At 73.9% G+C, this 22,717-nt stretch carries 21 protein-coding genes and 1 tRNA gene; 5 read left to right on the forward strand and 17 right to left on the reverse strand.

All coding sequences use genetic code 11. From position 1 onward, the window contains the following. Nucleotides 1–57: 57 nt before the first annotated feature. The 6 genes from thrB to ACIOFR_RS12565 form a co-directional block, all read right to left on the reverse strand. Entirely contained in the window at nucleotides 58–975 is a 918-nt protein-coding gene (gene thrB / locus ACIOFR_RS12540) for a homoserine kinase (protein ID WP_400995521.1), read from the reverse strand. A 327-nt stretch (nucleotides 976–1,302) separates the two neighbouring features. Beyond that, nucleotides 1,303–2,394 (reverse strand): threonine synthase, encoded by a 1,092-nt coding sequence (gene thrC, locus ACIOFR_RS12545; protein ID WP_400995523.1) that lies wholly within the window; start codon nucleotides 2,392–2,394, stop codon nucleotides 1,303–1,305. A gap of 8 nt (nucleotides 2,395–2,402) precedes the next feature. Then, nucleotides 2,403–3,695, reverse strand: coding sequence for a homoserine dehydrogenase (locus ACIOFR_RS12550; RefSeq protein ID WP_400995525.1), 1,293 nt, complete (start codon nucleotides 3,693–3,695; stop codon nucleotides 2,403–2,405). 129 nt (nucleotides 3,696–3,824) lie between these two features. Next, entirely contained in the window at nucleotides 3,825–5,216 is a 1,392-nt protein-coding gene (gene lysA, locus ACIOFR_RS12555; protein ID WP_400995527.1) for a diaminopimelate decarboxylase, read from the reverse strand. Between the two features lie 105 nt (nucleotides 5,217–5,321). Then, nucleotides 5,322–6,977, reverse strand: a complete 1,656-nt coding sequence (gene argS, locus ACIOFR_RS12560; RefSeq protein WP_400995529.1) for an arginine--tRNA ligase — start codon at nucleotides 6,975–6,977, stop codon at nucleotides 5,322–5,324. A gap of 66 nt (nucleotides 6,978–7,043) precedes the next feature. Next, nucleotides 7,044–7,535, reverse strand: coding sequence for a PleD family two-component system response regulator (locus ACIOFR_RS12565; protein WP_400995530.1), 492 nt, complete (start codon nucleotides 7,533–7,535; stop codon nucleotides 7,044–7,046). 201 nt (nucleotides 7,536–7,736) lie between these two features. On the opposite strand from ACIOFR_RS12565, the gene ACIOFR_RS12570 reads away from it, so the two are divergent. The 3 genes from ACIOFR_RS12570 to ACIOFR_RS12580 all read left to right on the forward strand — a co-directional run bounded on the left by ACIOFR_RS12570 (nucleotide 7,737) and on the right by ACIOFR_RS12580 (nucleotide 9,840). Next, nucleotides 7,737–7,808: transfer RNA gene (locus ACIOFR_RS12570), tRNA-Arg, on the forward strand. Between the two features lie 959 nt (nucleotides 7,809–8,767). After that, the gene (locus ACIOFR_RS12575; RefSeq protein ID WP_400995533.1) at nucleotides 8,768–9,526 is read left to right on the forward strand and encodes a GntR family transcriptional regulator; all 759 of its coding nucleotides are present in this window, start codon (nucleotides 8,768–8,770) and stop codon (nucleotides 9,524–9,526) included. Nucleotides 9,527–9,606: 80 nt separating this feature from the next. Next, nucleotides 9,607–9,840: a hypothetical protein gene (locus ACIOFR_RS12580; protein ID WP_400995535.1), complete on the forward strand. Its 234-nt coding sequence runs from the start codon at nucleotides 9,607–9,609 to the stop codon at nucleotides 9,838–9,840. A 30-nt stretch (nucleotides 9,841–9,870) separates the two neighbouring features. On the opposite strand, the gene ACIOFR_RS12585 is transcribed toward ACIOFR_RS12580, so the two are convergent. Then, the gene (locus ACIOFR_RS12585; RefSeq protein ID WP_400995538.1) at nucleotides 9,871–11,175 is read right to left on the reverse strand and encodes an alpha-amylase family glycosyl hydrolase; all 1,305 of its coding nucleotides are present in this window, start codon (nucleotides 11,173–11,175) and stop codon (nucleotides 9,871–9,873) included. A gap of 119 nt (nucleotides 11,176–11,294) precedes the next feature. Beyond that, nucleotides 11,295–11,777, reverse strand: a complete 483-nt coding sequence (locus ACIOFR_RS12590; protein ID WP_400995540.1) for a MarR family winged helix-turn-helix transcriptional regulator — start codon at nucleotides 11,775–11,777, stop codon at nucleotides 11,295–11,297. A 109-nt stretch (nucleotides 11,778–11,886) separates the two neighbouring features. Between ACIOFR_RS12590 and ACIOFR_RS12595 the strand changes: the two genes are divergently transcribed. Further along, nucleotides 11,887–13,593 (forward strand): FUSC family protein, encoded by a 1,707-nt coding sequence (locus tag ACIOFR_RS12595; RefSeq protein ID WP_400995543.1) that lies wholly within the window; start codon nucleotides 11,887–11,889, stop codon nucleotides 13,591–13,593. A gap of 25 nt (nucleotides 13,594–13,618) precedes the next feature. Here ACIOFR_RS12595 and ACIOFR_RS12600 read toward each other — a convergent pair whose 3' ends face one another. From ACIOFR_RS12600 to ACIOFR_RS12635, 8 genes are all read right to left on the reverse strand, one after another. Continuing rightward, a complete protein-coding gene (locus tag ACIOFR_RS12600) occupies nucleotides 13,619–14,767 on the reverse strand; it encodes an ACP S-malonyltransferase (protein ID WP_400995546.1) in 1,149 nt (382 codons plus the stop codon). Nucleotides 14,768–14,850: 83 nt separating this feature from the next. Further along, nucleotides 14,851–15,573, reverse strand: a complete 723-nt coding sequence (locus tag ACIOFR_RS12605) for an alpha/beta hydrolase (RefSeq protein ID WP_400995548.1) — start codon at nucleotides 15,571–15,573, stop codon at nucleotides 14,851–14,853. Between the two features lie 18 nt (nucleotides 15,574–15,591). After that, a complete protein-coding gene (locus ACIOFR_RS12610) occupies nucleotides 15,592–16,905 on the reverse strand; it encodes a beta-ketoacyl-[acyl-carrier-protein] synthase family protein (RefSeq protein WP_400995551.1) in 1,314 nt (437 codons plus the stop codon). Next, the gene (locus ACIOFR_RS12615; protein WP_400995554.1) at nucleotides 16,902–18,173 is read right to left on the reverse strand and encodes a beta-ketoacyl synthase N-terminal-like domain-containing protein; all 1,272 of its coding nucleotides are present in this window, start codon (nucleotides 18,171–18,173) and stop codon (nucleotides 16,902–16,904) included. The genes ACIOFR_RS12610 and ACIOFR_RS12615 overlap by 4 nt, the downstream gene beginning before the upstream one ends. After that, entirely contained in the window at nucleotides 18,163–18,969 is an 807-nt protein-coding gene (locus ACIOFR_RS12620) for an SDR family NAD(P)-dependent oxidoreductase (RefSeq protein ID WP_400995557.1), read from the reverse strand. The genes ACIOFR_RS12615 and ACIOFR_RS12620 overlap by 11 nt, the downstream gene beginning before the upstream one ends. Continuing rightward, nucleotides 18,969–19,445 (reverse strand): hypothetical protein, encoded by a 477-nt coding sequence (locus tag ACIOFR_RS12625; protein ID WP_400995559.1) that lies wholly within the window; start codon nucleotides 19,443–19,445, stop codon nucleotides 18,969–18,971. Before ACIOFR_RS12625 ends, ACIOFR_RS12620 begins: the two co-directional genes overlap by 1 nt. 10 nt (nucleotides 19,446–19,455) lie before the next feature. Then, the gene (locus ACIOFR_RS12630) at nucleotides 19,456–20,238 is read right to left on the reverse strand and encodes an SDR family NAD(P)-dependent oxidoreductase (RefSeq protein ID WP_400995561.1); all 783 of its coding nucleotides are present in this window, start codon (nucleotides 20,236–20,238) and stop codon (nucleotides 19,456–19,458) included. Beyond that, nucleotides 20,231–20,500 (reverse strand): phosphopantetheine-binding protein, encoded by a 270-nt coding sequence (locus tag ACIOFR_RS12635; protein WP_400995564.1) that lies wholly within the window; start codon nucleotides 20,498–20,500, stop codon nucleotides 20,231–20,233. The genes ACIOFR_RS12630 and ACIOFR_RS12635 overlap by 8 nt, the downstream gene beginning before the upstream one ends. 458 nt (nucleotides 20,501–20,958) lie before the next feature. Here ACIOFR_RS12635 and ACIOFR_RS12640 point away from each other — a divergent pair, with 458 nt between their 5' ends. Then, nucleotides 20,959–21,657, forward strand: coding sequence for a helix-turn-helix domain-containing protein (locus ACIOFR_RS12640; protein WP_400995566.1), 699 nt, complete (start codon nucleotides 20,959–20,961; stop codon nucleotides 21,655–21,657). Here the strand turns inward: ACIOFR_RS12640 and ACIOFR_RS12645 are convergent. Continuing rightward, a complete protein-coding gene (locus ACIOFR_RS12645; RefSeq protein ID WP_400995568.1) occupies nucleotides 21,582–22,604 on the reverse strand; it encodes a trypsin-like serine peptidase in 1,023 nt (340 codons plus the stop codon). The genes ACIOFR_RS12640 and ACIOFR_RS12645 overlap by 76 nt on opposite strands. Nucleotides 22,605–22,717: the final 113 nt, after the last annotated feature.

Genomic DNA, 22,717 nt, shown 5'->3' on the forward strand with positions numbered 1-22,717 from the left:
CGCGAATCCGCGCGGACACGTTCTCGCTGCTCAGCCCGGCGTGCGCCCCGCGCACCCTCACATGTCGAGGGGCAGGACGCGGGCTCCGGCGCGGTCGAGCTCCAGCCGGTGCGCGGCGAAGCCCGGCCCGGCGAAGTTCGCGACCTTGTCGGCACCCGCCTCGTCGGTGAGCGCGAGCACGGTGGGGCCGGCGCCGGAGATGACGGCCGGCACGCCCTCGTTGCGCAGCCCGGCCACCAGCGCGGCGCTGTCCGGCATCGCGGAGGCCCGGTAGTCCTGGTGCAGGCGGTCCTCGGTGGCGGTCAGCAGCAGCTCGGGCCGGCGGGTGAGCGCCTCGACCAGCAGGGCGGCGCGGCCGGCGTTGACGGCGGCGTCGGCCAGCGGGACGGTCTTCGGCAGCAGGCCGCGGGCGGTCTCGGTGAGCACCTCGGTGGAGGGCACGAAGACCACCGGCACGACCTCGGCGGAGGGCTCCAGCACGATGGTCCGCGCGCCGTCGTCCTCGGTCCAGGCCACGGTGAAGTTGCCGCGCAGACAGGCGGCGACGTTGTCGGGGTGGCCCTCCAGCTCGGAGGCGAGGGCGAGCAGGGCGTCGTCGTCCAGCAGGGCCTGGCCGCCGATGGTGACGGCGCGGGCGGCCACCAGGCCGGCGCAGATGGCGGCCGAGGAGGACCCCAGGCCGCGGCCGTGCGGTATCCGGTTGGCACAGACCACTTCGAGCCCGCGCGGCTGGCCGCCGAGGCGGTCGAAGGCGGCGCGCAGGGAGCGGACCACCAGGTGGCGCTCGTCCCGGGCCAGGTTGTCGGAGCCCTCACCGGCGATGTCGACGGTGAGGCCCGAGTCGGCGACCCGGACCACGACGTCGTCGTAGAGACCCAGGGCGAGTCCGAAGGCGTCGAAGCCCGGGCCGAGGTTGGCGCTGGTCGCGGGAACCCGGACCCTGACGGCGGCAGCGCGGAACGCGGGACCGGCCATGTGGTTGGTGTCTCCTGGGGAGTGGGACGGCCCGGTGGCGTACGGGCCAGTGGAACGGCGGCGGGGCCTGCCCGGCAGACTCCGGCGGAGCGGGCAACCGCAGGCCGAAGGCGCGGCCCGCCTGGAGCCAGACTATCGAAGAGAGGTTCCAGAGCGGTACACCCCGCTCCCGTTCGATCTGCCGTGTTGCCGGTTGTGGCCGGAAACCGTGCGGAAAACGGAAGGGAAAAAGACAGCGAATCGACACCGAAAGTGTCATCCGGACAGCAATGGTGGGCCGACCCCCGAACGGGGGCGGCCCACCGTTGACGCGCTGTCAGGTACGCTTCAGCCGAGCAGCCCGAGGCGCACCGCGGCGGCCTCCGCGTCGATCGGGACGATCTGCGGCTGCGGCGCCCCGGCGACCGCCCAGTCCGGGTCCTTCAGGCCGTTGCCGGTGACGGTGCAGACGATCCGCTGACCCGGATCGACCAGGCCGGCCTCCGCCTTGGCCAGCAGACCGGCCACGCTGGAGGCCGAGGCGGGCTCCACGAAGACGCCCTCCTGCGCGGCCAACAGCCGGTACGCTGACAGGATCTGACGGTCGGTCACCTTGTCGATGAGCCCACCGGACTCGTCCCGCGCGGCCAGCGCGAAGTCCCAGGAGGCGGGGTTGCCGATCCGGATCGCGGTCGCGATGGTCTGCGGCTTGAGCACCGGGGCGCCGTCCACGATCGGGGCGGAGCCGGAGGCCTGGAAACCCCACATCCGGGGGGTGCGGGTGGACAGGCCGTCCGCGGCGTACTCCCGGTACCCCTTCCAGTACGCGGTGATGTTGCCCGCGTTGCCCACCGGCAGCACGTGGATGTCGGGGGCGTCACCGAGCATGTCGACGATCTCGAACGCGGCGGTCTTCTGACCCTCGATCCGCACCGGGTTCACCGAATTGACCAGTGCGACCGGGTACTTCTCGGACAGTTCACGCGCCAGGGTGAGGCAGTCGTCGAAGTTCCCGTCCACCTGGAGGATCTTCGCGCCGTGCACCAGCGCCTGGCCCATCTTGCCGAGCGCGATCTTGCCCTGCGGCACCAGCACGGCGCAGACCATGCCGGCCCGCACCGCGTACGCCGCGGCCGAGGCCGAGGTGTTGCCGGTGGAGGCGCAGATGACGGCCTGGGCGCCCTCCTCCTTGGCCTTGGAGATCGCCATGGTCATCCCGCGGTCCTTGAAGGACCCGGTCGGGTTGGCGCCCTCGACCTTGAGGTAGACCTCGCAGCCGGTGCGCTCGGAGAGCACCTGGGCGGGGACCAGCGGCGTGCCGCCCTCCAGCAGGGTGACCACGGGAGTCTCGGCGGTGACCGGAAGGCGGTCGCGGTACTCCTCGATGAGGCCGCGCCACTGGTGGGTGTGACCACTGGCTCTGTCGATGACGGCGTTCATGGCTGTTCCTACTCCCCTTCAACCCGCATGATGCTGGCCACGTCGCGCACGCTGTCCAGCGCGCGGAGCTTGTCGACCGTCGCCGACAGCGCGGCGTCGGTGGCGCGGTGGGTGACCACCACGAGCGAGGCGTCGCCGTCCCGGCCCTGCTGGCGGACGGTGTCGATGGACACCCCGTGCTCGGCGAAGGTGGACGCCACCTGGGCGAGCACACCGGCGCGGTCGTCCACGTCGAGGCTGACGTGGTACCGGGTGACGACCTCGTCCATCGGCTTGGCCGGCAGCCGGGTGTACAGCGAGTCGCCGGGGCCGGTGGCGTCGTTCAGCCGGTTGCGGCAGACCGCGACCAGGTCGCCGAGCACGGCGGACGCGGTCGGCGCGCCGCCGGCGCCCGGGCCGTAGAACATCAGCCGGCCGGCCGCCTCGGCCTCCACGAACACCGCGTTGTAGGCCTCGCGGACCGAGGCCAGCGGGTGGCTGAGCGGGATCATCGCGGGGTGCACCCGGGCGGTCACGGACTCGCCGTCGGCGGCCCGCTCGCAGATCGCCAGCAGTTTCACCACGCAGCCCATCTGCTTCGCCGAGGCGATGTCGGCGGCGGTCACCTCGGTCAGGCCCTCGCGGTAGACGTCCGCGGCGGTGACCTTGGTGTGGAAGGCGATGCCGGCCAGGATCGCCGCCTTCGCCGCGGCGTCGAAGCCCTCGACGTCGGCCGTCGGGTCCGCCTCGGCGTAGCCCAGCGCGGTGGCCTCCTCCAGCGCCTCGGAGTACCCGGCGCCGGTGGTGTCCATCTTGTCCAGGATGAAGTTGGTGGTGCCGTTGACGATGCCCAGCACCCGGTTGACCTTGTCGCCGGCGAGCGACTCGCGCAGCGGGCGGATCAGCGGGATGGCACCGGCCACGGCGGCCTCGTAGTAGAGGTCCACCCCGGCCCTGGCCGCGGCCTCGTGCAGCTCGGCGCCGTCCTGGGCGAGCAGCGCCTTGTTGGCGGACACCACCGAGGCGCCCTTGCCGATGGCCGAGAGGATGAGGTGCTTGGACGGCTCGATGCCGCCCACCACCTCGATCACCACGTCGATGTCGCCCCGGGTGACCAGGGCCTCGGCATCGGTGGTGAGCAGGTGCTCCGGCACGCCCGGGCGGGCCCGGCCGGTCCGGCGGACGGCGATGCCCACGAGCTCCACGGGCGCGCCGATCCGCGCGGCGAGGTCGTCGGCCGTCGTCGTCATGATGCGCGCCACCTCGGAGCCCACCACACCACAGCCCAGCAACGCCACCTTCAGCGGGCGCGTACGCATCATCCGACTCCGCTCTGCATTCTCGGTCTCCGACGGGGCACGGTCGGCACCCATCGGTATTCGGTCTCTACCAGTCTCGGGGACATTCCGCACAGAACTACGGTCGTTCCATGATTTGAGACGAGGATTTCGTCATCCGATATCGAGGCGCAGGAGATCCTCCTCCGTCTCGCGCCGGACGATCACCCGGGCCCGTCTGTCCAGGACGGCCACCACGGGAGGCTTGAGGGCGTGGTTGTAGTTGCTCGCCATCGAGCGGCAGTACGCGCCGGTGGCGGGCACCGCGACCAGGTCACCGGGGGCCAGGTCGGCCGGCAGGAAGGCGTCCCGGACCACGATGTCGCCGGACTCGCAGTGCTTGCCCACCACGCGGGACAGCATCGGGCCGGCCTCGCTGGCGCGGGAGACCAGCGACACGGAGTACTCGGCGTCGTACAGCGCGGTACGGATGTTGTCCGACATCCCGCCGTCCACGCTGACGTACGTGCGCAGGCCCTCCAGCGGCTTCACCGTGCCCACCTCGTACAACGTGAACGCGGTCGGGCCGACGATCGCCCGGCCCGGCTCCACCGACAGCCGCGGCACGGCCAGCCCCGCCCCGAGGCACTCGCGCCCGACGATCGCGGCCAGTGCGGCGGCGATCGCGGCCGGCTCGCTCGGGTCGTCCTCGCTGGTGTACGCGATGCCCAGGCCGCCGCCCAGGTCGATCTCCGGAAGCTCCACGCCGTGCTCGTCGCGGATCTCGGCGAGCAGGCCGACCACCCGGTGGGCGGCCACCTCGAAGCCCGCGGTGTCGAAGATCTGCGAGCCGATGTGGGAGTGGATGCCGCGCAGCTCCAGGCTGCCGTGCGCCAGCACCCGCCGGACCGCCTCCCGGGCGGCGCCACCGGTGAGCGACAGGCCGAACTTCTGGTCCTCGTGCGCGGTCGCGATGAACTCGTGGGTGTGCGCCTCGACCCCGACCGTCACCCGGATCAGCACCGGCTGCCGGACGCCCTGCCGCTCGGCGACCGCGGCCAGCAGCTCGATCTCCTGGTACGAGTCCAGCACGACGTGCCCGACCCCCGCCTTGACCGCCTGCTCCAGCTCGGCCGCCGACTTGTTGTTGCCGTGCAGCGCGATCCGCTCCCCCGGCATCCCCGCGGCCAGCGCCACGGCCAGCTCACCGGCGCTGCACACGTCCAGGTTGAGGCCCTCCTCGTGCAGCCAGCGGACCACCGCCTTGGAGAGGAAGGCCTTGCCCGCGTAGTACACGTCCGCGCCGGGGCCGAAGGCGTCCCGCCAGGCGCGGGCCCGGGCCCGGAAGTCCGCCTCGTCCAGGATGTACGCCGGGGTACCGAACTCGGCCGCCAGCGCCCGCACGTCGAGGCCGCCGACGCTGACCGACCCCGACGGCTCGCGGGCCACCGTGGCGGACCAGACCTTCGGGTCGAGCGCGTTGAGGTCGCTCGGCGGGGCCTGGTAGTGGCCCTCGGTCAGCACGTCGCCGTGGCGGGGGCCTGCGGGGTGGGCGGAGCGGCTCATCTCTGGCTTCCTCCTGCTGGGTTCACTGCGCCGGTGTGCGCCGAGGGGCGGCGACCGTCCTGACGGACCGTCACCGCCCCCGTTGGCGCGAGGGGTTGCTGCCCGCTACATCCGCTCGGGGGCGGATACACCGAGCAGCGTGAGGCCGTTGGCGATGACCGTGCGCGTCGCGTCGGCCAGCCAGAGCCGGGCGTGCGTGAGGTCGGTGACCTCCTCGTCGCCCTTCGGCAGGATCTGGCAGTGGTCGTAGAACCGGTGGTAGTCGCGGGCGACCTCCTCCAGGTACCGGGCGACCCGGTGCGGCTCGCGCAGCTCGCCGGCCGAGGCCAGCACCCGCGGGAACTCGCCGAGCTGGCCGAGCAGCGTCGACTCCCACTCGGTGGAGAGCAGCTCCGGCTTGAAGTCCTCGGACTTGGTGATGCCGAGGTCGGCCGCCTTGCGCTGGACACCGCACATCCGGGTGTGCGCGTACTGGACGTAGAAGACCGGGTTCTCGTTGGTCTGGCTGGTCAGCACGTTGATGTCGAGCGTGATGGTGGAGTCCGTGGGCGACCGCACGAGGGTGTACCGGGCCGCGTCGACGCCGATCCACTCCACCACGTCGTCGATCGTGATGATGTTGCCGGCCCGCTTGGACATCCGGACCTCTTCGCCGTCGCGAATCATCTTCACGAACTGGCCGATCTTCACCTCGATGTTGCGGTCCATGTCGTCACCCGCGCAGGCCGCGATGGCCTTGAGCCGGTTGACGTAGCCGTGGTGGTCCGCACCGAGCATGTAGACCGAGACCTCGCTGCCCCGGTCCCGCTTGCTCAGGTAGTAGGCGGCGTCGGCGGCGAAGTAGGTGGTCTCGCCGTCGGCCTTGATCAGGACGCGGTCCTTGTCGTCGCCGAAGTCGGTGGTGCGCAGCCAGATCGCACCGTCCCGGTCGAAGACGTGGCCCTGCTCGCGCAGCCGGTCGATGGCCTTCTCGACGGCGCCCGAGTCGTGCAGCGACTTCTCCGAGAACCAGGTGTCGAAGTGGGTACCGAACTCCTCCATCGAGCGCTGGATCTCGGCGACCATGAGCTCCAGACCCCTGGAGCGGAACACCCGGAGCTGCTCGTCCTCGGACAGCTCCAGGACCCCCGGGACGCCGTCCACGATCGCCTTCGCGATGTCGGCGATGTACTCGCCGACGTAGCCGTCGTCCGCGGCCGGCCGGCCGTTGGCGGCGGCCTGGAGCGAGGCGGCGAACTTGCCGATCTGCACGCCGGCGTCGTTCAGGTAGTACTCGGTGGTGACGTCGGCGCCGGTCGCCTTGAGCACCCGGGCCAGCGAGTCGCCGACGGCCGCCCAGCGGACGCCGCCGATGTGGATCGGGCCGGTCGGGTTGGCCGACACGAACTCCAGGTTGATCTTCAGGCCCTTGAGCGCCTCGTTGCGGCCGTAGGCCTCGCCGGCCTCGACGATCCTGCGGGCCAGCTCGCCCTGGGTCGCGGCGTCCAGGGTGATGTTCATGAAGCCGGGCCCGGCGATGTCGACCTGGGAGACCCCGGGCAGCTCGCGCAGGCGGGCGGCCACCAGCTCGGCCACGGCTCGCGGCGGCCGACCGGCCGGCTTCGCGAGCTGGAGGGCCACATTGGTGGCGTAGTCGCCGTGGTCCCTGTTCTTGGGTCGCTCGACCGTCACGTGCTCGGGCACGGCGACGGTCAGGTCGCCTGCCTCTACGACGGCGCTCACAGCGGCCAGGACTGCCTGGGAAAGCTCTGCGGGTGTCACGACGCCAAGGGTAGGCGAGACAGGGGAGGGGCCCGCCACCCGGTTTGCCGGTTGAGACGTCGGGTATCAGGGGTAACTCTCGCCCAGCGCGCCATGTTCGCCGAGAGCGGAATCCTCCCGGGTGGGCGCGGCGGCACCGAATCCGTACGCGAAGCCGCCCGACCGGCCGGCCTCCCCCGCCGCCCCGAGCGCCCTCAGCCGGCAGACCAGCGCCAGCAGGTCCGCCGGATCGAAGGGCTTGGCCAGGTAGCCGTCCACCCCGACGGCCTCCCCGCGACGCAGGTCGGCGGGCGTACAGGCGCTGATGATCGCGATCGGCAGGCGCCGCGTCTCCGGAGTGGCCCGTAACCGGGCCGCCGTCCGCAGGCCGTCCAGCCGGGGCATCATCACGTCCAGCGTGACCACGTCCGGCGCGACCCGGCGTACCACCTCCAGGCACTCCTCGCCGTCGGCAGCCGTCGCCACCTCGAAGCCCTCCAGCTCCAGGTTGACTCTGATCAGCTGGCGGATCACCTCGCTGTCGTCCACCACGAGGACCCGCCCGGACGCTCCCGGCACATCACCGAGGGTAGCCGCGCACCCACCTCCCCGTCCGGGCTTTTCCCACTTCCCCGCCCTCCCCCGCTCCCCCACCCCGAACCGCCCGCCCGCGATCGCCTCCCGGACGGTTTCGCGACCCTCCGTCGAAACCCGTGCACAGAGCACACTGGGAGCCTGGTAATGTTCTCCACGTCGCAAGAACAACGCGGCGAACAGCAGGCCCCCGTAGCTCAGGGGATAGAGCACCGCCCTCCGGAGGCGGGTGCGCAGGTTCGAATCCTGCCGGGGGCACTTCGCAAGAAGTGCAACAAAGGCCCAGGTCAGCGGAGTCACTCCGTGAACCTGGGCCTTCGTCATGTGCGGCGCCGGGAACGGCCCGTGCCAGTTACGCGCCCCGCGCACGTGCTGGTGCGGGACGGCGGTGTGCCGCCGGGGTGCTGCCGGCTGCCGGGGATCGCGAAACGGGTGCTGACGGACCCGGCCTTCCGGCGGTCTGCGTCGAGCCCGCGAAATGTTCTGGCGTGCCGTTCCGGGCATGGTGCGGCGAGGGTGGTGGGGGTCGGACTCAGGATGCCGACACCAAGGTGGCGCCGAGGTCCACGAGCGTGCGGTCCCGGAGGACTCTGACCATCTGCGCCGCCAGGACCAGGCGGGCTCGGTGGTCGCGGGACGCCACGACCACCGCGGCGGAGGGGCGGGGGCGGGGAGGACCCGGGTGGTAGAGCGTTCCGTACACACCGCGTTCGTGATGGTCCTTCACCCGCAGGAGGGCTGCACCGCCACGCAGCGCGGTCGTCCTTGAGCAGCCAGAGGACCCCGTCCTCGTCGCGGTCGGCCGGGCCGCCGCAGATCTGGCACAACAGCTTGCGCATCGCCCGCCGTTGGCGGCCCGGGTGGATCCGTCCGAGTTCGGGACGTCCCGTCCTGCGGCCGGCTGTCACGCGCGCCCACAGCACGCCCTCCGGGTCGCGGTCGTACGGGCTCTCGTCCCGATGGGCGATCCCGACTCCGGGGAGGAGGACGACATCGGGACGGACGAAGCGCTCCGCGCTCCATGCGGCGATGTACGGAGTGACGGGCGGGCATCCCAGCGGCTCGGCCATGGGCCCTCCGATGCAGGCGGAGCGGAGCCCCGCGAGAGGTTGTGACATCTCTAGAGAACTAACTGTCTCTAGAGATGTCAACCCGTGTCGTCCCGATGGGCGGATACCCGGTCGCACCTAGGATGCTGAGGACGAAGGAGGCAGGTCATGCCCAGCGGCAGCGGCGAGAAGCAGCCCAAGTACCGGCGGATCGCCGATGCGCTCAAGGCCGCGATCGACTCGGGGCAGTACCGGGCGGGTGACCGGTTGCCCGGGGAGAACGAGCTGATGGCGACCTACGAGGTCGCCCGCATGACCGCGCGTCAGGCGTTGGGGGTGTTGCAGAGCGAGGGCATCGCCGAGGCTCGCAAGGGGGCCGGGGTGTTCGTCCGGGAATTCCGGCCGTTGCGGCGGCACGGTGTTCAGCGGTTGGCGCGGGAGCGGTGGGGGTCGGGGCGGTCGGTCTGGTCGGCGGATCTCGGGGACCGGTCGCTGGAGGTCGACCAGGTGGCGGTTGCCGAGGAGGGCGTACCTGTGGAGATCGCCGGGGTGCTGGGGGTCGAGCCGGGTGATGCGGTGTGCGTACGGCGCCGGCGGTTCGTGCTGGACGGGAAGCCGGTGCTGCTGTCCACCTCGTACCTGCCGGCGGCTCTGGTCGCGGGGACCGCCGTCGTCCGGGCGGATGCCGGGCCGGGTGGCAGTTATGCGCGGCTCGCCGAGATCGGGGCGGCGCCCGTGCGGTTCCGTGAGGAGGTCCGGTCGCGGATGCCCCTCGGGGACGAGGCGGGCCGGCTGGGGCTGGCGGCCGGGACGCCCGTGATGCTCGTCCACCGGACGGCGTTCGCCGGGGACGGGCGGGTTGTCGAGGTCAACGCGATGGTGCTGGACGCGGCGGCGTACGTGCTGGAGTACGAGTTCGAGGCCTGAGGGAACCGCGCGGCGGGCGTTCGTCCACATGCTGTGGATATTCGGCGGCGGGCCGGTCGGCGATCTGCCAGGGTGCGTCCATGCGTGATGAGACGGTGCCGGGCGGAGGGGTGGATCGGTTCTGGTCGGAGGTGGACCCGCTGATCCTCGGAGGCCGCAGGGTCCCCGCCCTGATCCGGATCCGGGAGACCTTCGGGGTCGGCATCCGGGACGGGATCGACCTTCTCGGGGAGCGGTACGAGACCCTGCAAAGGGAGCGTCCGGGGGACTTCACCGTGGGGCGCGACGGCTACTGGGACGGTTTCCACTCCTGAACCCGCCGTTCAGGGGCGTGTGGTGGCGGTTCAGGGGTGTGTGGTGGCGATCGCCCAGCCGGTGGGCGGCAGGTGGACCCGGCCGTCCGTGGTGACGGTGCCGGGGCCGGCCGCGTGGTGCCAGGGTGCCGCCGGGACGGCCGGGTCCGCCGGGTGGGGGGCCAGGTTGAGGGCGACCGCCAGGCGGGCCGGGCCGGCCGGGTCGGCGAGGGTGTAGGTGAGGGCGGTGTTGGTCAGGGTGTGGACCTCCGCCCGGGCGCGGACCAGCCAGGGGTGGCGGCGGCGCAGGCCGATCAGGAGCTGGTGGAGCCGCTGGTGGGACAGGCCGTCCGGCGGGAAGTGCGCGGGGTCGGCGGGGAACGCCGGGCGGATCGCGTCGTCGCCGCCGATCCGCTCCTCCTTGACGCCCAGGAAGGCCCGCTCGTCCCCCGCGTAGACGGACGGGACTCCGCCGACCGTGAGCAGGACGACCAGCGCGTGGGCGAGGTGGCCGGGCTCCTGGAGCCGGCTGGCCAGGCGGGTGACGTCGTGGTTGCCCAGGAAGGTCTGCGGGGCGAAGGTGTCGAGCATGGCGTTGTGGCGCTTGAGGGCCCAGGCCAGCTCGTACAGGTTGCGGTCGTTGAGCGCGCTCCACACCGCCTTCCAGAGCTCGTACTGGGTGACGGTGTCCAGACCGCCCTCGGTCACGTACGAGGTGTAGTCGCCGTGGATCACCTCCCCGCTGAACCAGGCGTCGGGGTGCCTCCGGCGGACCCGGTCGGTGACGGTGCGCCAGAACGCCCGGGGCACGGCGTAGGCCGCGTCCAGCCGCCAGCCCGCCACCCCGCGGTCGAGCCAGTGGCCCATGACGTCGGCCACGTGGTCGGCGACCTCGGGATCGTCGTGGTTGAGCGTGACCAGGTGCCGGTGCCCCTCGAAGCACCGGTGGCCGTCGCCCTCCGGGTGGAACCAGCCCGCGTACCGGGAGGCCGCGCCGTGCCGGGAGACGTCGGCGAAGGCGGGGAAGGAGCGCCCGACGTGGTTGAAGACGCCGTCCAGCAGGACCCGCACGCCGCGGGCGGACGCCTGCTCGACCAGGCGCACCAGGGAGTCCTCGGTGCCGAGCCGGGGGTCCACCCGGAAGTGGTCGACGGTGTCGTAGCCGTGGGTCTCGGAGGCGAACACCGGACCGAGTGCCAGCCCGTTGCAGCCCAGCGCGACCAGGTGGTCCAGCCAGGGGGTCAGCGCGGAGAGGCGGTCGCGGGGCGGCTCGCCGGGCGGGAGCGCGGCGGGCTCGGCGCCGAGGAAGCCGAGCGGGTAGACGTGCCACCAGATGGCGTGGTCGGACCAGGACACGGGAGCTCCGATCAGCGGGTGAACGGGGTGGCGGGTGAACGGGATCAACGGGATCAACGGGTGCACGGGATCAGCGCGGGAGGGAAGGCCGGAGGACCGGTGTCCGGGCCGGACAGGGCCTAACCGGCGGCGCAGGGCGGGTCGGAGTCGGCCAGCCGGTCCATCAGCCGGGCGGCCAGGACCAGCACCTGCCGTTCGGTGTCGCTGAGTTCGGCGAGGGCGACGGCGAGCCAGGTGTCGCGTTCGGCCATGTCGCGGGTGAGCACGTCCCGGCCCGCGACGGTGAGTTCGAGGACGGACGCCCGGCGGTCCCGCAGGTCGCGGACCCGGGTCACCAGGCCGTCTCGTTCGAGCTCGGCGAAGACCCGGGTGAGCGACTGCGGCTGCTGGTGGTCGGCTGCGGCGAGCGCGCCGGCGGACATCGAACCGTGCCGGCGCAGGTGCCCGAGCACGCTCAGCTTGTTGAGGCTCAGCCCCTCGGGCGAGCGCTCGGCCCGCAGTCTGCGGGCCAGCCGGGTGGCGCCCTGCCGCACTTCGGCGGCGGCCCCGGTCAGGTCGCCGGGCGGCGGATCGGACAGTGGCGTCGGCTGCTCGTTCGTCACATTGCTACGCTATCACTTACTATCCTGGCGGTGGGAAACCACGAAATCTCGGCCGAAGTCGGTAGCTATCGCGCTCATGGCGCCCCGCGACAGGCATGGACGGTCAGCGATGCGAATCTTTTTCGATCAACGGCTCCACCACCTTCGGGCCACCGCAGTGGCGATGGCCGCGGTCCTGGCCACCTACGGATCGGCGCTGCTGCTGGAGCACCTCGCCCACCTGCGGGTCGACATCGTGATCCAGGCGGTGGTGTTGGCGGCCACCTCGGCGCGGGTCCAGCGCGCCGCCGACCGGGTGGACCGGCTGCTGGGACTCGCCGTGCTGCCCGCCGCCGCGATGGCCGCCGCCGAGCTTTCCCGGCTGATGGCCTCCCACCCGGATCCCGCCGACGCCCTGTTCGTGGCGGGCGTCGGCGGATCCATCTGGGTCCGCAGGTTCGGCCCGCGGGCGACCCGGGCGGGGACGCTGGCGGTGCTCCCGCTGATCTCGATCCTGGTCGTCCGGGCGCCCGCCGGGCACCTGCCCGGACACGACCGCACCCTGTGGGTCGGGCTGGTCGCACTGATCGCCGGCGGGTGGGGCGCGGCGCTCGCCGCGGCGGCCGTCCGCGCCGGGATCCTCGAACGGCCGCGGGCCCGCCCCGCCACGCCCGCACCCGCGCCCGTACCCGCACCTACGCCCAAACCTACGCCCGCCGCGGCCCCGGGAGCCCGCAGCGGCGGCGGGCGCCACCGGCCGGCGGCCGGTACCAGGATGGCGCTGCAGATGGCGGTCGCCCTCGCCGCGGCCTTCGCGGTCGGCCGCAACGTCTGGCCGGACCACTGGAGTTGGGTGGTGCTCACCGCGTTCATCGTGTGCAGCGGCGCCCGGGGACGCGGCGACGTCCTGCTCAAGGGCGCGCAGCGGACGGGCGGCGCCGCCCTCGGCACCGTGGTCGCCACGGCCGTCGCCGGTTCCTTCGGCCCGCACGCGAACGCCTCCGTCGTGCTGATCTTCACCGTGCTCGCCGTCGCCACCTGGCTGCGGGAGTGGAGCTACGCCTACTGGGCCGGTTGCGTGACCGCCGTGCTCTCGCTGCTCTACGGCTGGTTCGGGGAGAGCGCCGACGACCTGCTGCGCACCCGGCTGGCGGGGATCGGGGCAGGGGCGGCGCTGGGCATCGCCGCGTCCTGGCTGATCCTCCCGGTGCGCACCCGGGACGTGCTGCGGCGGCGCACCGCGGAGGCACTGGCTGCCCTCGGCGACCTGCTCGCGACCGACCGGCAGGACCAGCGGGCGCTGCGCAGGGGCCTCGCCCGGTTCGAGTACCGGTTGGAGCAACTGCTGCTGATCGCGGGCCCGTTACGGGTGCAGCGGCGGGTGGCCGCCCGGCTGGGACCGGGCCGGCCACAGCCGGCGGACGCCGTGGACGCGGTGCGGCGCTGCGCCGAACCGGCCCGGACGCTGGTCCGGTGCTGGGCGCGGCCGGCGGCCCCGGCGGGCCGGGGAGTCGTCGAGGATCCGGGAGTGGCGGCGGATCCGGACGTGGCGGCCGCGGTCGGCGCGGTACGGGCCAACCTGGCCGCGGTCCGCAGGGCGATCGGCGGGCAGCCGGGAGCGCCGTACCGGGCTGCGGCCCTCGCGCCCGCCGGCGCGCCGGGGGCGGGGCCGCGCCCGGAGTCCGCAGCCCCTGCGTCGGCCGGATGGGCCGCATGGGCCGCGCTGACGGCGATCGACGGTGAACTCGCGCTCCTGGCAGAGATGTTCGGCGGACCGGCCGGCCCGGACGCACCCGGCCCAGGCCGTCCGGCCCCGGCCACCGCCCCGGCGCCGTGACCGAGGGGCGGCCCGAGCTCCGCGCTCAGGGCAGCCGGGCGGCCGTCAGCGCGTGCAGCTGCTCGGGCGTCGCCGCCGAGCGGGCCGGCTGGTCGGGCACCGTCCGCGTCCACAGTCCGGCCAGCACCCGGCCGGGGCCGAGTTCGACCGGGTGGGCCCGGCCGCGCAGCAGCCTGGCCAGGGTGCGCTGCGAGCCCTCCCACCGGACCGGGGAGGTGAGTTGGCGCAGGGCCCGGGCCCGCCAGCGCTCGGGGTGGTGCAGGTGGGCGCGGCCGTCGACGTTGGCCACCACGGGGCAGTGCGCGGGGCGCGTCGGCACCCGGGCGAGCGCGGCCGCCAGCCGGGGGCGGGCCGGGGCCATCAGCGGGGTGTGGAAGGCGCCCGCGACGGCGAGCTCGGCCGTCCGCAGGCCCGCCTCGGCAGCTCGCTCCGCGAGCGCCGCGACGGCGGCCGGGGTGCCCGAGACCACGACCTGGCCGGGCGCGTTGTAGTTGGCCACCCAGACCTGCGCCGCCGCGGTGGCGCGCAGGTCGGCGGTGAGCCGCTCGGCGGTGGCCGCGGCGCCCGGGCCGATCAGGGCGGCCATGGCGCCGGGGACGCGGTCGGCGGCCTCGGCCATCGCCGCTCCGCGTTCGGCGACCACCCGGACGGCGTCCTCGGGCGTCAGGACCCCGGCCGCGACCAGGGCCGCGTACTCGCCGAGGCTGTGACCCGCGCAGGCGGCGAAGCGCCGGCCGGGGGCGCTCTCGCGCAGGGCGCGGAGCATGACCATCTCCAGGGTTAAGGTGGCCAGTTGGGCGTTGTCCGGGCGCCGCAGCCGGTCGGCGTCGGCGTCCAGCAGCAGGTCGGCGAGGTCCTGGCCGCAGCTCTCGGAGAGCCGTTGGACGGTCTGCCAGGCTGCCGTGTCGCGCCACGGTGCGCCCATCCCGGGCCGTTGGGCGCCCTGGCCGGGGAAGACCAGCGCGAGTGCGGGCCGTCCCGGTGGCGGGTCGGCGGCCGGGTCGCGGCGCGGTGCGGCGGGCGACGTCCCGGGGAGGGCCAGGATCCGGGTCAGCAGGGCCACCGGCGACAGCGTCTCGGACGGTGCGCCGAGGCCGGACGGTACCGGGGGCTCGGACGGGGTCCAGGCCACCGCGTCGGCGCGGCCGGATCGGTGCGGGGTCTCGGACGGCAAGGGTCCGCCCCTTTCTCGGGGGAGGTGGTCGGCGGTGGGGGACGCGGTGGTCGGCGGTGGGGGACGCGGACGGGCGGCCGGGATCACCGGCCGCCCGGCGGCGGACCCGGCCGCCGCCGCACCGGGACCGATTGGAGCCGCTCGATGCCGAGGGTCCGGCCGAGGAAACGCGGCAGCGAGGCCGTCACCCCGGCGAACGGCCGGTGGCCGGCCCGGTAGCGCTGCCAGCTGACCGGATGGCCCCAGCCGGTGAGGGTGTCGCGCAGCCGCTCGCCGGTGGTGACCGGCACCACCCAGTCCTCGACGCCGTGGCCGAGCCAGACCGGCAGCCGGGCGGCGGCGGGCGATCGGGTCGCGGCCAGCACCGGTTCGAGGACCTCGGGCAGGAATCCCGCGTAGAGGGCGAGGCCGGCCAGCCGGCCGGGGTGGCGCAGGGCCACCGCGAGTGCGGTGGTGGCGCCCTGCGAGAAGCCGGCCAGGACGGTGCGGCCGGGGCCGATCCGGTCGGTCTCGGCCCGCAGCAGGGCGGTCAGCCGCTGTTCCGCGGCGAACAGCCCGTCGAGGTCGAGCCGGTCGAGGGTGAAGACGCGCTGGTCGTACCAGGCACGGGCCGGGCCGCCGGTGACCTGGCCGGCGGCGAGCGCGGGCGCGCGCGGGAAGACCCCGCGCACGCCCGCCCCGGGCAGGCCGAGCCGGCGGGCCACCGGCACCAGGGTGTCGGCGTCCTGGCCCAGGCCGTGCAGCCAGACCACGGTCGCCAGGTGCGGGCCGACGGGGTCGAGCTCCACGGTGTACAGGTCGTCCACCTGCTCGGTGCCCCTTCCTCAGGCCGGGTCGGCCGCGGGGGCCGGCCTCGGCCGCTCGGGGCGCAGGAACACCATCGAGGCGTACTGGCCGCCGAATCCGAAGGAGTTCTTCAGCACCGTGCGGACCGGCTGCCGCAGCGGGGTCGGCGAGGTCCTGACGTCGCAGGCCGGGTCGGGTTCGGTGCAGGTCACCACCGGCGGGACGACACCCCGGCAGAGGGTGAGCGCCGCGGCCACCGACTCGACCACGCCGGAGGCGGCGGAGCCGTGCCCGGTGAGCGACTTGACCGCGCTGACCGGGAGTTCGGCCATCCGTTCGCCGAAGACCCGGTGCAGGGCGCGGGCCTCGGTGACGTCGTTGAGCCGGGTGGAGGTGCCGTGGGCGTTGACGGTGTCGATGCCGTCGGGGGTGGTGCCGGACTCCTCGATGGCGGTGCGCATGACCCGTTCGATCATCTCCACCCGGGGTGCGGTGATGTGGGCGGTGTCCACCGCGAGTCCCCAGCCGCCGACGACCGCGTGCACCCGGTCGACCCCGCGCCGGGCGGCGTGCTCGGCGGTCTCCAGGACCAGCGCGCCCGCCGACTCGTTGATGACCATGCCGGAGCGGCGCCGGTCGAACGGCATCGACGACTGCCCGGGGTCGCCCTTCCAGCGCGACAGTGCCATCAACTGGCCGTACTGGGAGAGCACGTAGGGGGTGTTCCGGGAGACCGCCGCGGAGACCACCGCGAACTCCACCCGGCCCGAGCGGAGCATCCGGACGGCTTCGGCGATCGCCCGCAGCCCGCCCGAGCAGGTGGCCTCCAGCCGGGCCGGCACCACGGGGGTGCCGAGCCGTTCGGAGATCTCCCGGGGGAACGCGGAGAGGTCGCCGACCTCCAGCGGGAGGCTGCGCCCGCGCAGGTGGCGCAGGACGGCGGCCGGTTCGTTGCCGACCTCCCGCTGGCGGACCGCGAGATCGGTCATGTGCCGGGCGTAGTCCTGCGGGAAGGAGCCGCTGGGGCCGGGCCAGACCCGGGCCCAGACCAGTCCGGCGGGGCCGTCGGGGCGGCCGGAGAACCGGGCGTCGGTGAGCGCCTGGTCGACGGCGTCGTGCATCAGGGTGTCGCCCCACGAGCGGTCGGGCGCGCCGTGGCGGGCCTTGATGTCCTCCTTGACCTCCTCCGGGATGATGCCCGCCACCCAGCCGCAGGGCAGCCCGGTGACGTCCATCCGGTCCTCCGGCACCACGCCGGAGCGGCCGGCCAGGTTGGCCTCCCAGAAGGACTCGACGGTGGCGCCGATCGGGGTGACCACGCCCATGCCGGTGATCACGATCTGACCGTTCATCGGCTCTCTCCCCTGGTGAGCACGAGCGCGCCGGCGGCGGCCGCGCCCCGGCCGTGGTTGAGTGCGGTGACCAGCGCGGTGGTCGCGTCGGGCACCGTCCTGGGCCGGTCGAGGACGGCGTCCAGCGGGCCGAGCGCCGGGTCGGTGCGGCGCAGCAGTCCGACCTGGGGCAGCCGGCCCCGGCCGAGGGTCTCCACCGTCAGGGCGGCGTCGATCAGGGCGGAGCACTCGAAGGCGTTGCCGACGGTGCCCTTGCTGGAGGTGGCCGGGACGCCGCCGACCGCCGGCAGGACGGCCTCGCACTCCTCCCGGTCGAGCGGCCCGGAACCGGCGCCGTGCGCCCACCACAGGTCGGGGGCGCGCCCGGCCCGGTCGAGGGCGGAGCCCAGGGCGGCGGCGGTCGCGGTGCGGCGGTCGGCCGCGGCGATCGTCTCGCAGGCGAGCAGGCCGGCGAGCGGGCGGACGCCGCGGGCCCGGGCGGTGTCGGCGCGTTCCAGCATCAGGGCCGCCGCGCCCTGGCCGATCAGGGTGCCGGCCCGGTCGGCGTCGAAGGGACCGCGGCCGGCCTCGGCGGCGGTGCCGAACGGCTCGTCCTGGTCGAAGGCGGCCATCGCGGTGACGGACATCGGCGGTGCCACGCCCACCACCAGGACGCGGTCCAGTTCGCCGCTCTCCAGCAGCCGGACGGCGAGCGAGAGGGCGCCGAGTCCGCCCGCGCCGGTCTCGCCGTACGCGGCGACGTTGGAGCCGCGGAAGCCGCTGGCCATCGAGACGAACTGGCCCATCTGGGAGGGGATGCCGCGGATGTAGGAGTAGTCCGGGACCTCGTCGTAGAGCAGCTTGGCGAGCGGTCGGGGGTCGTGTTCGGCGAGGGCCGCGAGCCGGGGGATCACCTCGGCCAGTTCGTCGCCGCCGCTGCCCACCGCGATGACGGTGCCGCCGCGCGGCGCGTCCTCGGCGGTGGCCCGGCCGGACCGTTCCAGGGCCTGCAGGGCGACCGCGACCGCCCAGTGCGCGGCCAGGTTGGCGTACTTGCGGTTGTCGACCCACGGTTCGCCCGCGGGCCAGTCGATCTCGGACCGGTCCACGGCCGCGATCGGCCAGGGCAGGGCGGGGGTGCGGCCGCCGCGGCCGTCCCCGGTGCCGAAGAAGGCCTTGCCCGCGGCCATCGCCTCCCACAGCCGGGCCGGGCCGAGGCCGGCCGGGGAGATCGTCCCGGTGCCGGTGACGACCAGCGGGGCGGCCGCCCGGGTGCGGTCACTCGGCACGCTTGCCACCGCCGCTGACGCCGCCCCACAGGCGGTAGCCGCCGTCGACGGTGATGGTCTGGCCGGCGATCCACTCGGCCTCGTCGAGGCAGAGCATGGCGACCACGTCACCGCTGTTCTCGGAGGTGGTCATCCGGTCGCCCGGCCAGGGCGAGACGGACTGCTCGTGCCGCACGCCGTGGGCGAAGTCGGGCCGGACGTTGAAGACGCCGGTCTGCACCAGACCGGGGCGCACGCAGTTGGCGACGATGCCGTACGGCGCGAGCTCGTACGAGAGGTACTCGGTGAGCGACTCCAGGGCGGCCTTGGCGGCCGCGAACAGCCCGGCCCGGGGGATGATCCGGGTGGTGGTGGAGTTGGTGATGGTGATGAACCGGGCGCCCTCGCGGTCGCGCATCAGCGGGAGGGCGTACTTGGCCAGCAGCCAGGTGGCCCGGGCGTTGGTGTCCTGGACGAACTGCCACTGGCCGAGGGTGGCGTGCTCCAGGCTGCTGAACTTGGTGGCGGCGGCGTTCGCGACCAGGATGTTCAGGCCGCCGTGGCGTTCACCGATCTCCCGCATCAGGTCCTCGATCGCCTCGGGCTCGCCGAGGTCGGCGCGGTGCAGGCTGACCGTGGTGCCGCGGTCGGCCAGTTCGGCGGCGAGCTCCTTGGCCGGGCCCTCGCGGTCGACGTAGTTGACGGCGAGGGTGGCTCCCCAGTCGGCCAGCTTGCGGCTGATGCCGGCGCCGATGCCGCGCGAGCCTCCGGTGACCAGGGCCACCCGGCCCTTCAGCGGCTGGTACGGGCTTCCCATCAGTTCTCCCCCTTGGTCGTGGTGGTGGTCGGTGCGGCGGCGCGGCGCAGGATCAGCACGCCCATCCGGCCGATCGCGTGGGTCCGGCCGTCCTCGTCGAAGACCCGGCGGGTGGTGTCCACCAGGCCGAGCCGGTCGTCGATCTCGACCGCCCGGTCGGTGCTGGTGGTGAACCAGAACGGCGTGTCCGGGTAGAGCGGCCGGACGAAGTCCCAGCCGAGCGTGCGCATGCCGACGATCGCGGCGGGCGAGCCGTGCCGGACGACCCAGCCCGAGGTGATCGAGTGGATGAATCCGCCGGGCACGATCCGCCGCCGGCGGTCGGTGCCCTCGGCGAAGCTGTCGCTGTCGTGCACGGGGTGCTTCTCGCCCATCAGGTCGAGCAGTCGGTCGAGCAGGTCGCTGCCGAAGACCACCGGGCCGAACCGGCGGACGGGGGCCTCGGCGAGGTCCTCCCAGTACTTCACGTCGCCCACGGCTCCCCCGTCAGGTCCTGGTGCGGGCGGCGCGCATGACCAGCCGGCCGCCGTCCACGGTGAAGGTCTGGCCCTGGATGTAGTCGGCCTCGTCGCCGGCCAGGAAGGCCACCAGGCCGGAGACGTCCTCGGGCAGGCCCCAGCGGGTGCCGGAGCCGTCCGTGCCGAGCTGGTCGGCGACCGCGTCGGTCATCTCGGTGCGCACCTTGCCGGGGGCGACGGTGTTGATCCGGATGCCCTTGCGGCCGACCTCCATCGCCAGGCCGCGGGTGAGCGCCTCCAGGCCGCCCTTGGAGGCCGCGTAGGCGGTCTGCCCGGGGCCGGGGATGCGGACCGAGTTGGAGGAGATGTTGACGATGCGGCCCCAGCCCTGGTCCAGCATCGCCGGGAGCACCGCGCGGCTGGTGAGGAAGGGCCCGGTGAGGTTGGTGCGCAGGACGCCCTCCCACTGGGCGGTGCTGGTCAGTGCGAGCAGCCGGTCGTCGATCACCGCCGCGTTGTTCACCAGGACGTGCAGGGCGCCCTCCCGGTCGAGCACCCGGTCGACCAGGGCCCGTACCTGGGCCTCGTCGGAGACGTCCGCGCGGTGCGCGTGCGCCCGGCCGCCGGCCGCCTCGATCTCCTTCGCGACGGCCTCCCCGGCGCCGCTCGCCGTGCGGTGGACCAGGTGGACCGTCAGGCCGTCGGCGGCCAGCCGGCGGGCGATCGCCGCGCCGATGCCGCGCGAGCCGCCGGTGACCAGGGCGACCCGGGGCCCGGCCGAGGCCGTTCCGGTGCGGGTGGCGTCAGACACTCGCGTCCGCCCCGATCACGGCGAGAATGGATTCGACGCTCCGGTTGTGCTTCTCCGCTCCCTCGTTCCAGGCGTCGAGGTCGAAGTCGGCGCCGAGCCGGCGGGTGATTTTCCGGCTGAGCTGGAGCAGGTCGAGCGAGTCGAGGCCGAGCTCCTCGACCACGGAGTCGGCCGGTTCGACGACCCGGTCACCGAGGCCCGGCTTTACGTCCTTGATCAGCTCGACGAGGATCTCGAAATTGCTGCTCGACGTGTCCGTCATGACATTCCTCCGAAGAGTTCGGGTAATCCTTCCGCGGTACGCAGCAATGCCAACAGGCCCGGAATACTTGCGCAAGCGCCGTCCGGCGGTCCCTTCCCGGACGGCGGCTTCGCAGCCGCCCCACCCCGGGGAGGAAAGCGCGGGGTCAGCCGCCGGAATTGTTTCCACCGGATTCCGGACGCATTGAATCAGAGCGATCCGGACGGTCGCTTTCGACATCCGCCGATCCGTAAAGATAGGGCAAATGCCATTGACCTCAGCTCATGCCCCCACCTAGCGTGGACGGGCCTGCCGGAGAACTGCGGCAGGGCATTGCGGAACGTGCACGACCAGTTTCCCGCCGGCTCCGCGCCGCACGGTATTTACCACTCCGTGACCGGCCGCCGGCTCCCGATCGCCGTGACACTGAATCGTCGGCCGCGCGCCGCGCGGCCTCCGAGCTGGACAGGAGGAGTCCGGTGGGGCGCAGCAAGGACTCCGTGGCAGAGTCGGCCCCGCACTACGAACTGGCCCAGTGGCTGCGGTCGCTGCGACGCACCGCGGGGCTGACGTACCGGCAGATGGCCGAGCTGATCGGCCGGCACGGCTGTTCCGCGGTGACGCTCTCCCGGGCCGACGGCGGCACCCAACTGCCGCGCCGCACCGTGGTGGAGGCGTACGCGGCCGCCTGCGGGGCGTCCCGCCGGGAGGCCCGGCTGCGGTGGGAGCGGGCGGCGGTCCGAACGGGCGGCGGGCGCGACCGGCCGCGGCCACCGACGCCGGGTCCGGCGCCCCGGGGGCGGCGGCTGGAGTTCGTCTACGAGCCCGCGCACCTGCTGGAGGCGATGCACCGGCTGCGGCTGACGGCCGGCCGGCCGTCGCTGCGAGAGTTGCAGGACCGGGCGCGCAGCCGGGGGCTGGGGCCGCTACCGCGCAGCACGCTGGCGGACGTCCTGGCCGGGGTGCGGATGCCCTCGGAGGCGCTGCTGGTCTCCTACGTCCGCGCCTGTGGTCAGCCGGACCACGCGGTCGGCGCCTGGCGGGCGGCCTGGCTCCGGGCGATCGGCCGGTCCGCGGCCGACGGGCCGGGCGCGGCCCGGTCTCACCCCGCCGGGGTGGCGGCCGGGGACGCGGCGGCTGGCGCGGGCGGCGCGGCGGCGGCCACGGCCCTGCGGTAGAGGTCGCCGACGGTCTTGTCGAAGGTGGCGCTGTACGAGGTGTCGTCGCTGTCGCCGCCCTGCTGGTAGCCGCCGATGACGCCGATCACCCGGCCGTCGGTGGCGTCGATCCAGGGGCCGCCGCTGGTGCCGCCGGGGAACGAGGGGCAGTCGATGCGGCGCTGGTGGGCGCTCTGCCGGGTGGTGGCGTTGGCGCACAGGATCGGCGCCTCGGATTCGTCGGGGTAGCCGTACAGCCGGACCCTGGTGGTGGCGGAGGCGTCCAGGCCCAGGGTGTTGCCGCCGACCACGTCCTCGATCTCGCGGCCGCCCAGTGGCGCGACCTGGAGGACGGCGTAGTCCTGGTCGGCGTCCCCGTCCTCGTCCCAGCCCTCGGTGGTGAACACCTTGAGCACCTGCCAACTGCCGTGCGGTGCCTTGCCGTCGCGGTAGCCGGGGACGAAGTGCAGGCCGCTCGCGCCGGAGACGCAGTGGGCGGCGGTGAGGATCAGGTCCCTGCTGTCGCTGTGGATGACGCTCGCCGTGCAGGAGTGGTGGCCGGCGGCGATCGAGCCGGCGAAGAGCGCGCCGACCCGGTCGGCCTCGTCCCCGGCCTGCGCGGTGTCGGTGCTGCCGTCGCCGCGGTAGAGGGTGGCCTTCTCCCCGGTGTGGTCGGTGCCCGTGGAAGGGATGGTGACGGAGCGCGGGGCCGGGTCCGTGGTGCCCGGCACCTCTCCGGGGGCCTCGGCGGAGGGGGTGGCCGTCGGCGGGGGCGACGCCTGGGCCGCGTCCGCGGAGAGATCGGCGGAGGCGGCCGCGGTGGCCGTCTGGTGCCGGCCGGAGGTGGTCGCCCTGGCGGCCAGCGTGCCGGCGCCGGCGATCGCCCCGGCCAGGCCCACGGCGATCGCGGCGGTCACGGCGACCGGCCGGTTCACCCGCCGCCGGCGCCGCTTCCCCTGACTGGCCATCAACTCTCCCCACTCCTGCCCGGTGTGCGCGTCGGCGCCGCCGGTCCTCGCATGTCACGGCCGGTGCGCCGCGTACATTCAAAATATGGGCTGCCGGGCTGGGAGAAGTGTGA

It is taken from the genome of Kitasatospora sp. NPDC088346 (assembly GCF_044740765.1).
GTDB lineage: Bacteria > Actinomycetota > Actinomycetes > Streptomycetales > Streptomycetaceae > Kitasatospora.

Bases quoted from the DNA above. Each gene is read 5' to 3' on its own strand.
- thrC (WP_400995523.1), bottom strand. From the start codon at position 2,394: ATGAACGCCGTCATCGACAGAGCCAGTGGTCACACCCACCAGTGGCGC.
- ACIOFR_RS12575 (WP_400995533.1), top strand. From the start codon at position 8,768: ATGCCCAGCGGCAGCGGCGAGAAGCAGCCCAAGTACCGGCGGATCGCC.
- ACIOFR_RS12610 (WP_400995551.1), bottom strand. From the start codon at position 16,905: ATGAACGGTCAGATCGTGATCACCGGCATGGGCGTGGTCACCCCGATC.
- thrB (WP_400995521.1), bottom strand. From the start codon at position 975: ATGGCCGGTCCCGCGTTCCGCGCTGCCGCCGTCAGGGTCCGGGTTCCC.
- ACIOFR_RS12580 (WP_400995535.1), top strand. From the start codon at position 9,607: ATGCGTGATGAGACGGTGCCGGGCGGAGGGGTGGATCGGTTCTGGTCG.
- ACIOFR_RS12620 (WP_400995557.1), bottom strand. From the start codon at position 18,969: ATGGGAAGCCCGTACCAGCCGCTGAAGGGCCGGGTGGCCCTGGTCACC.
- ACIOFR_RS12550 (WP_400995525.1), bottom strand. From the start codon at position 3,695: ATGATGCGTACGCGCCCGCTGAAGGTGGCGTTGCTGGGCTGTGGTGTG.
- lysA (WP_400995527.1), bottom strand. From the start codon at position 5,216: ATGAGCCGCTCCGCCCACCCCGCAGGCCCCCGCCACGGCGACGTGCTG.
- ACIOFR_RS12635 (WP_400995564.1), bottom strand. From the start codon at position 20,500: ATGACGGACACGTCGAGCAGCAATTTCGAGATCCTCGTCGAGCTGATC.
- ACIOFR_RS12645 (WP_400995568.1), bottom strand. From the start codon at position 22,604: ATGGCCAGTCAGGGGAAGCGGCGCCGGCGGCGGGTGAACCGGCCGGTC.
- ACIOFR_RS12595 (WP_400995543.1), top strand. From the start codon at position 11,887: ATGCGAATCTTTTTCGATCAACGGCTCCACCACCTTCGGGCCACCGCA.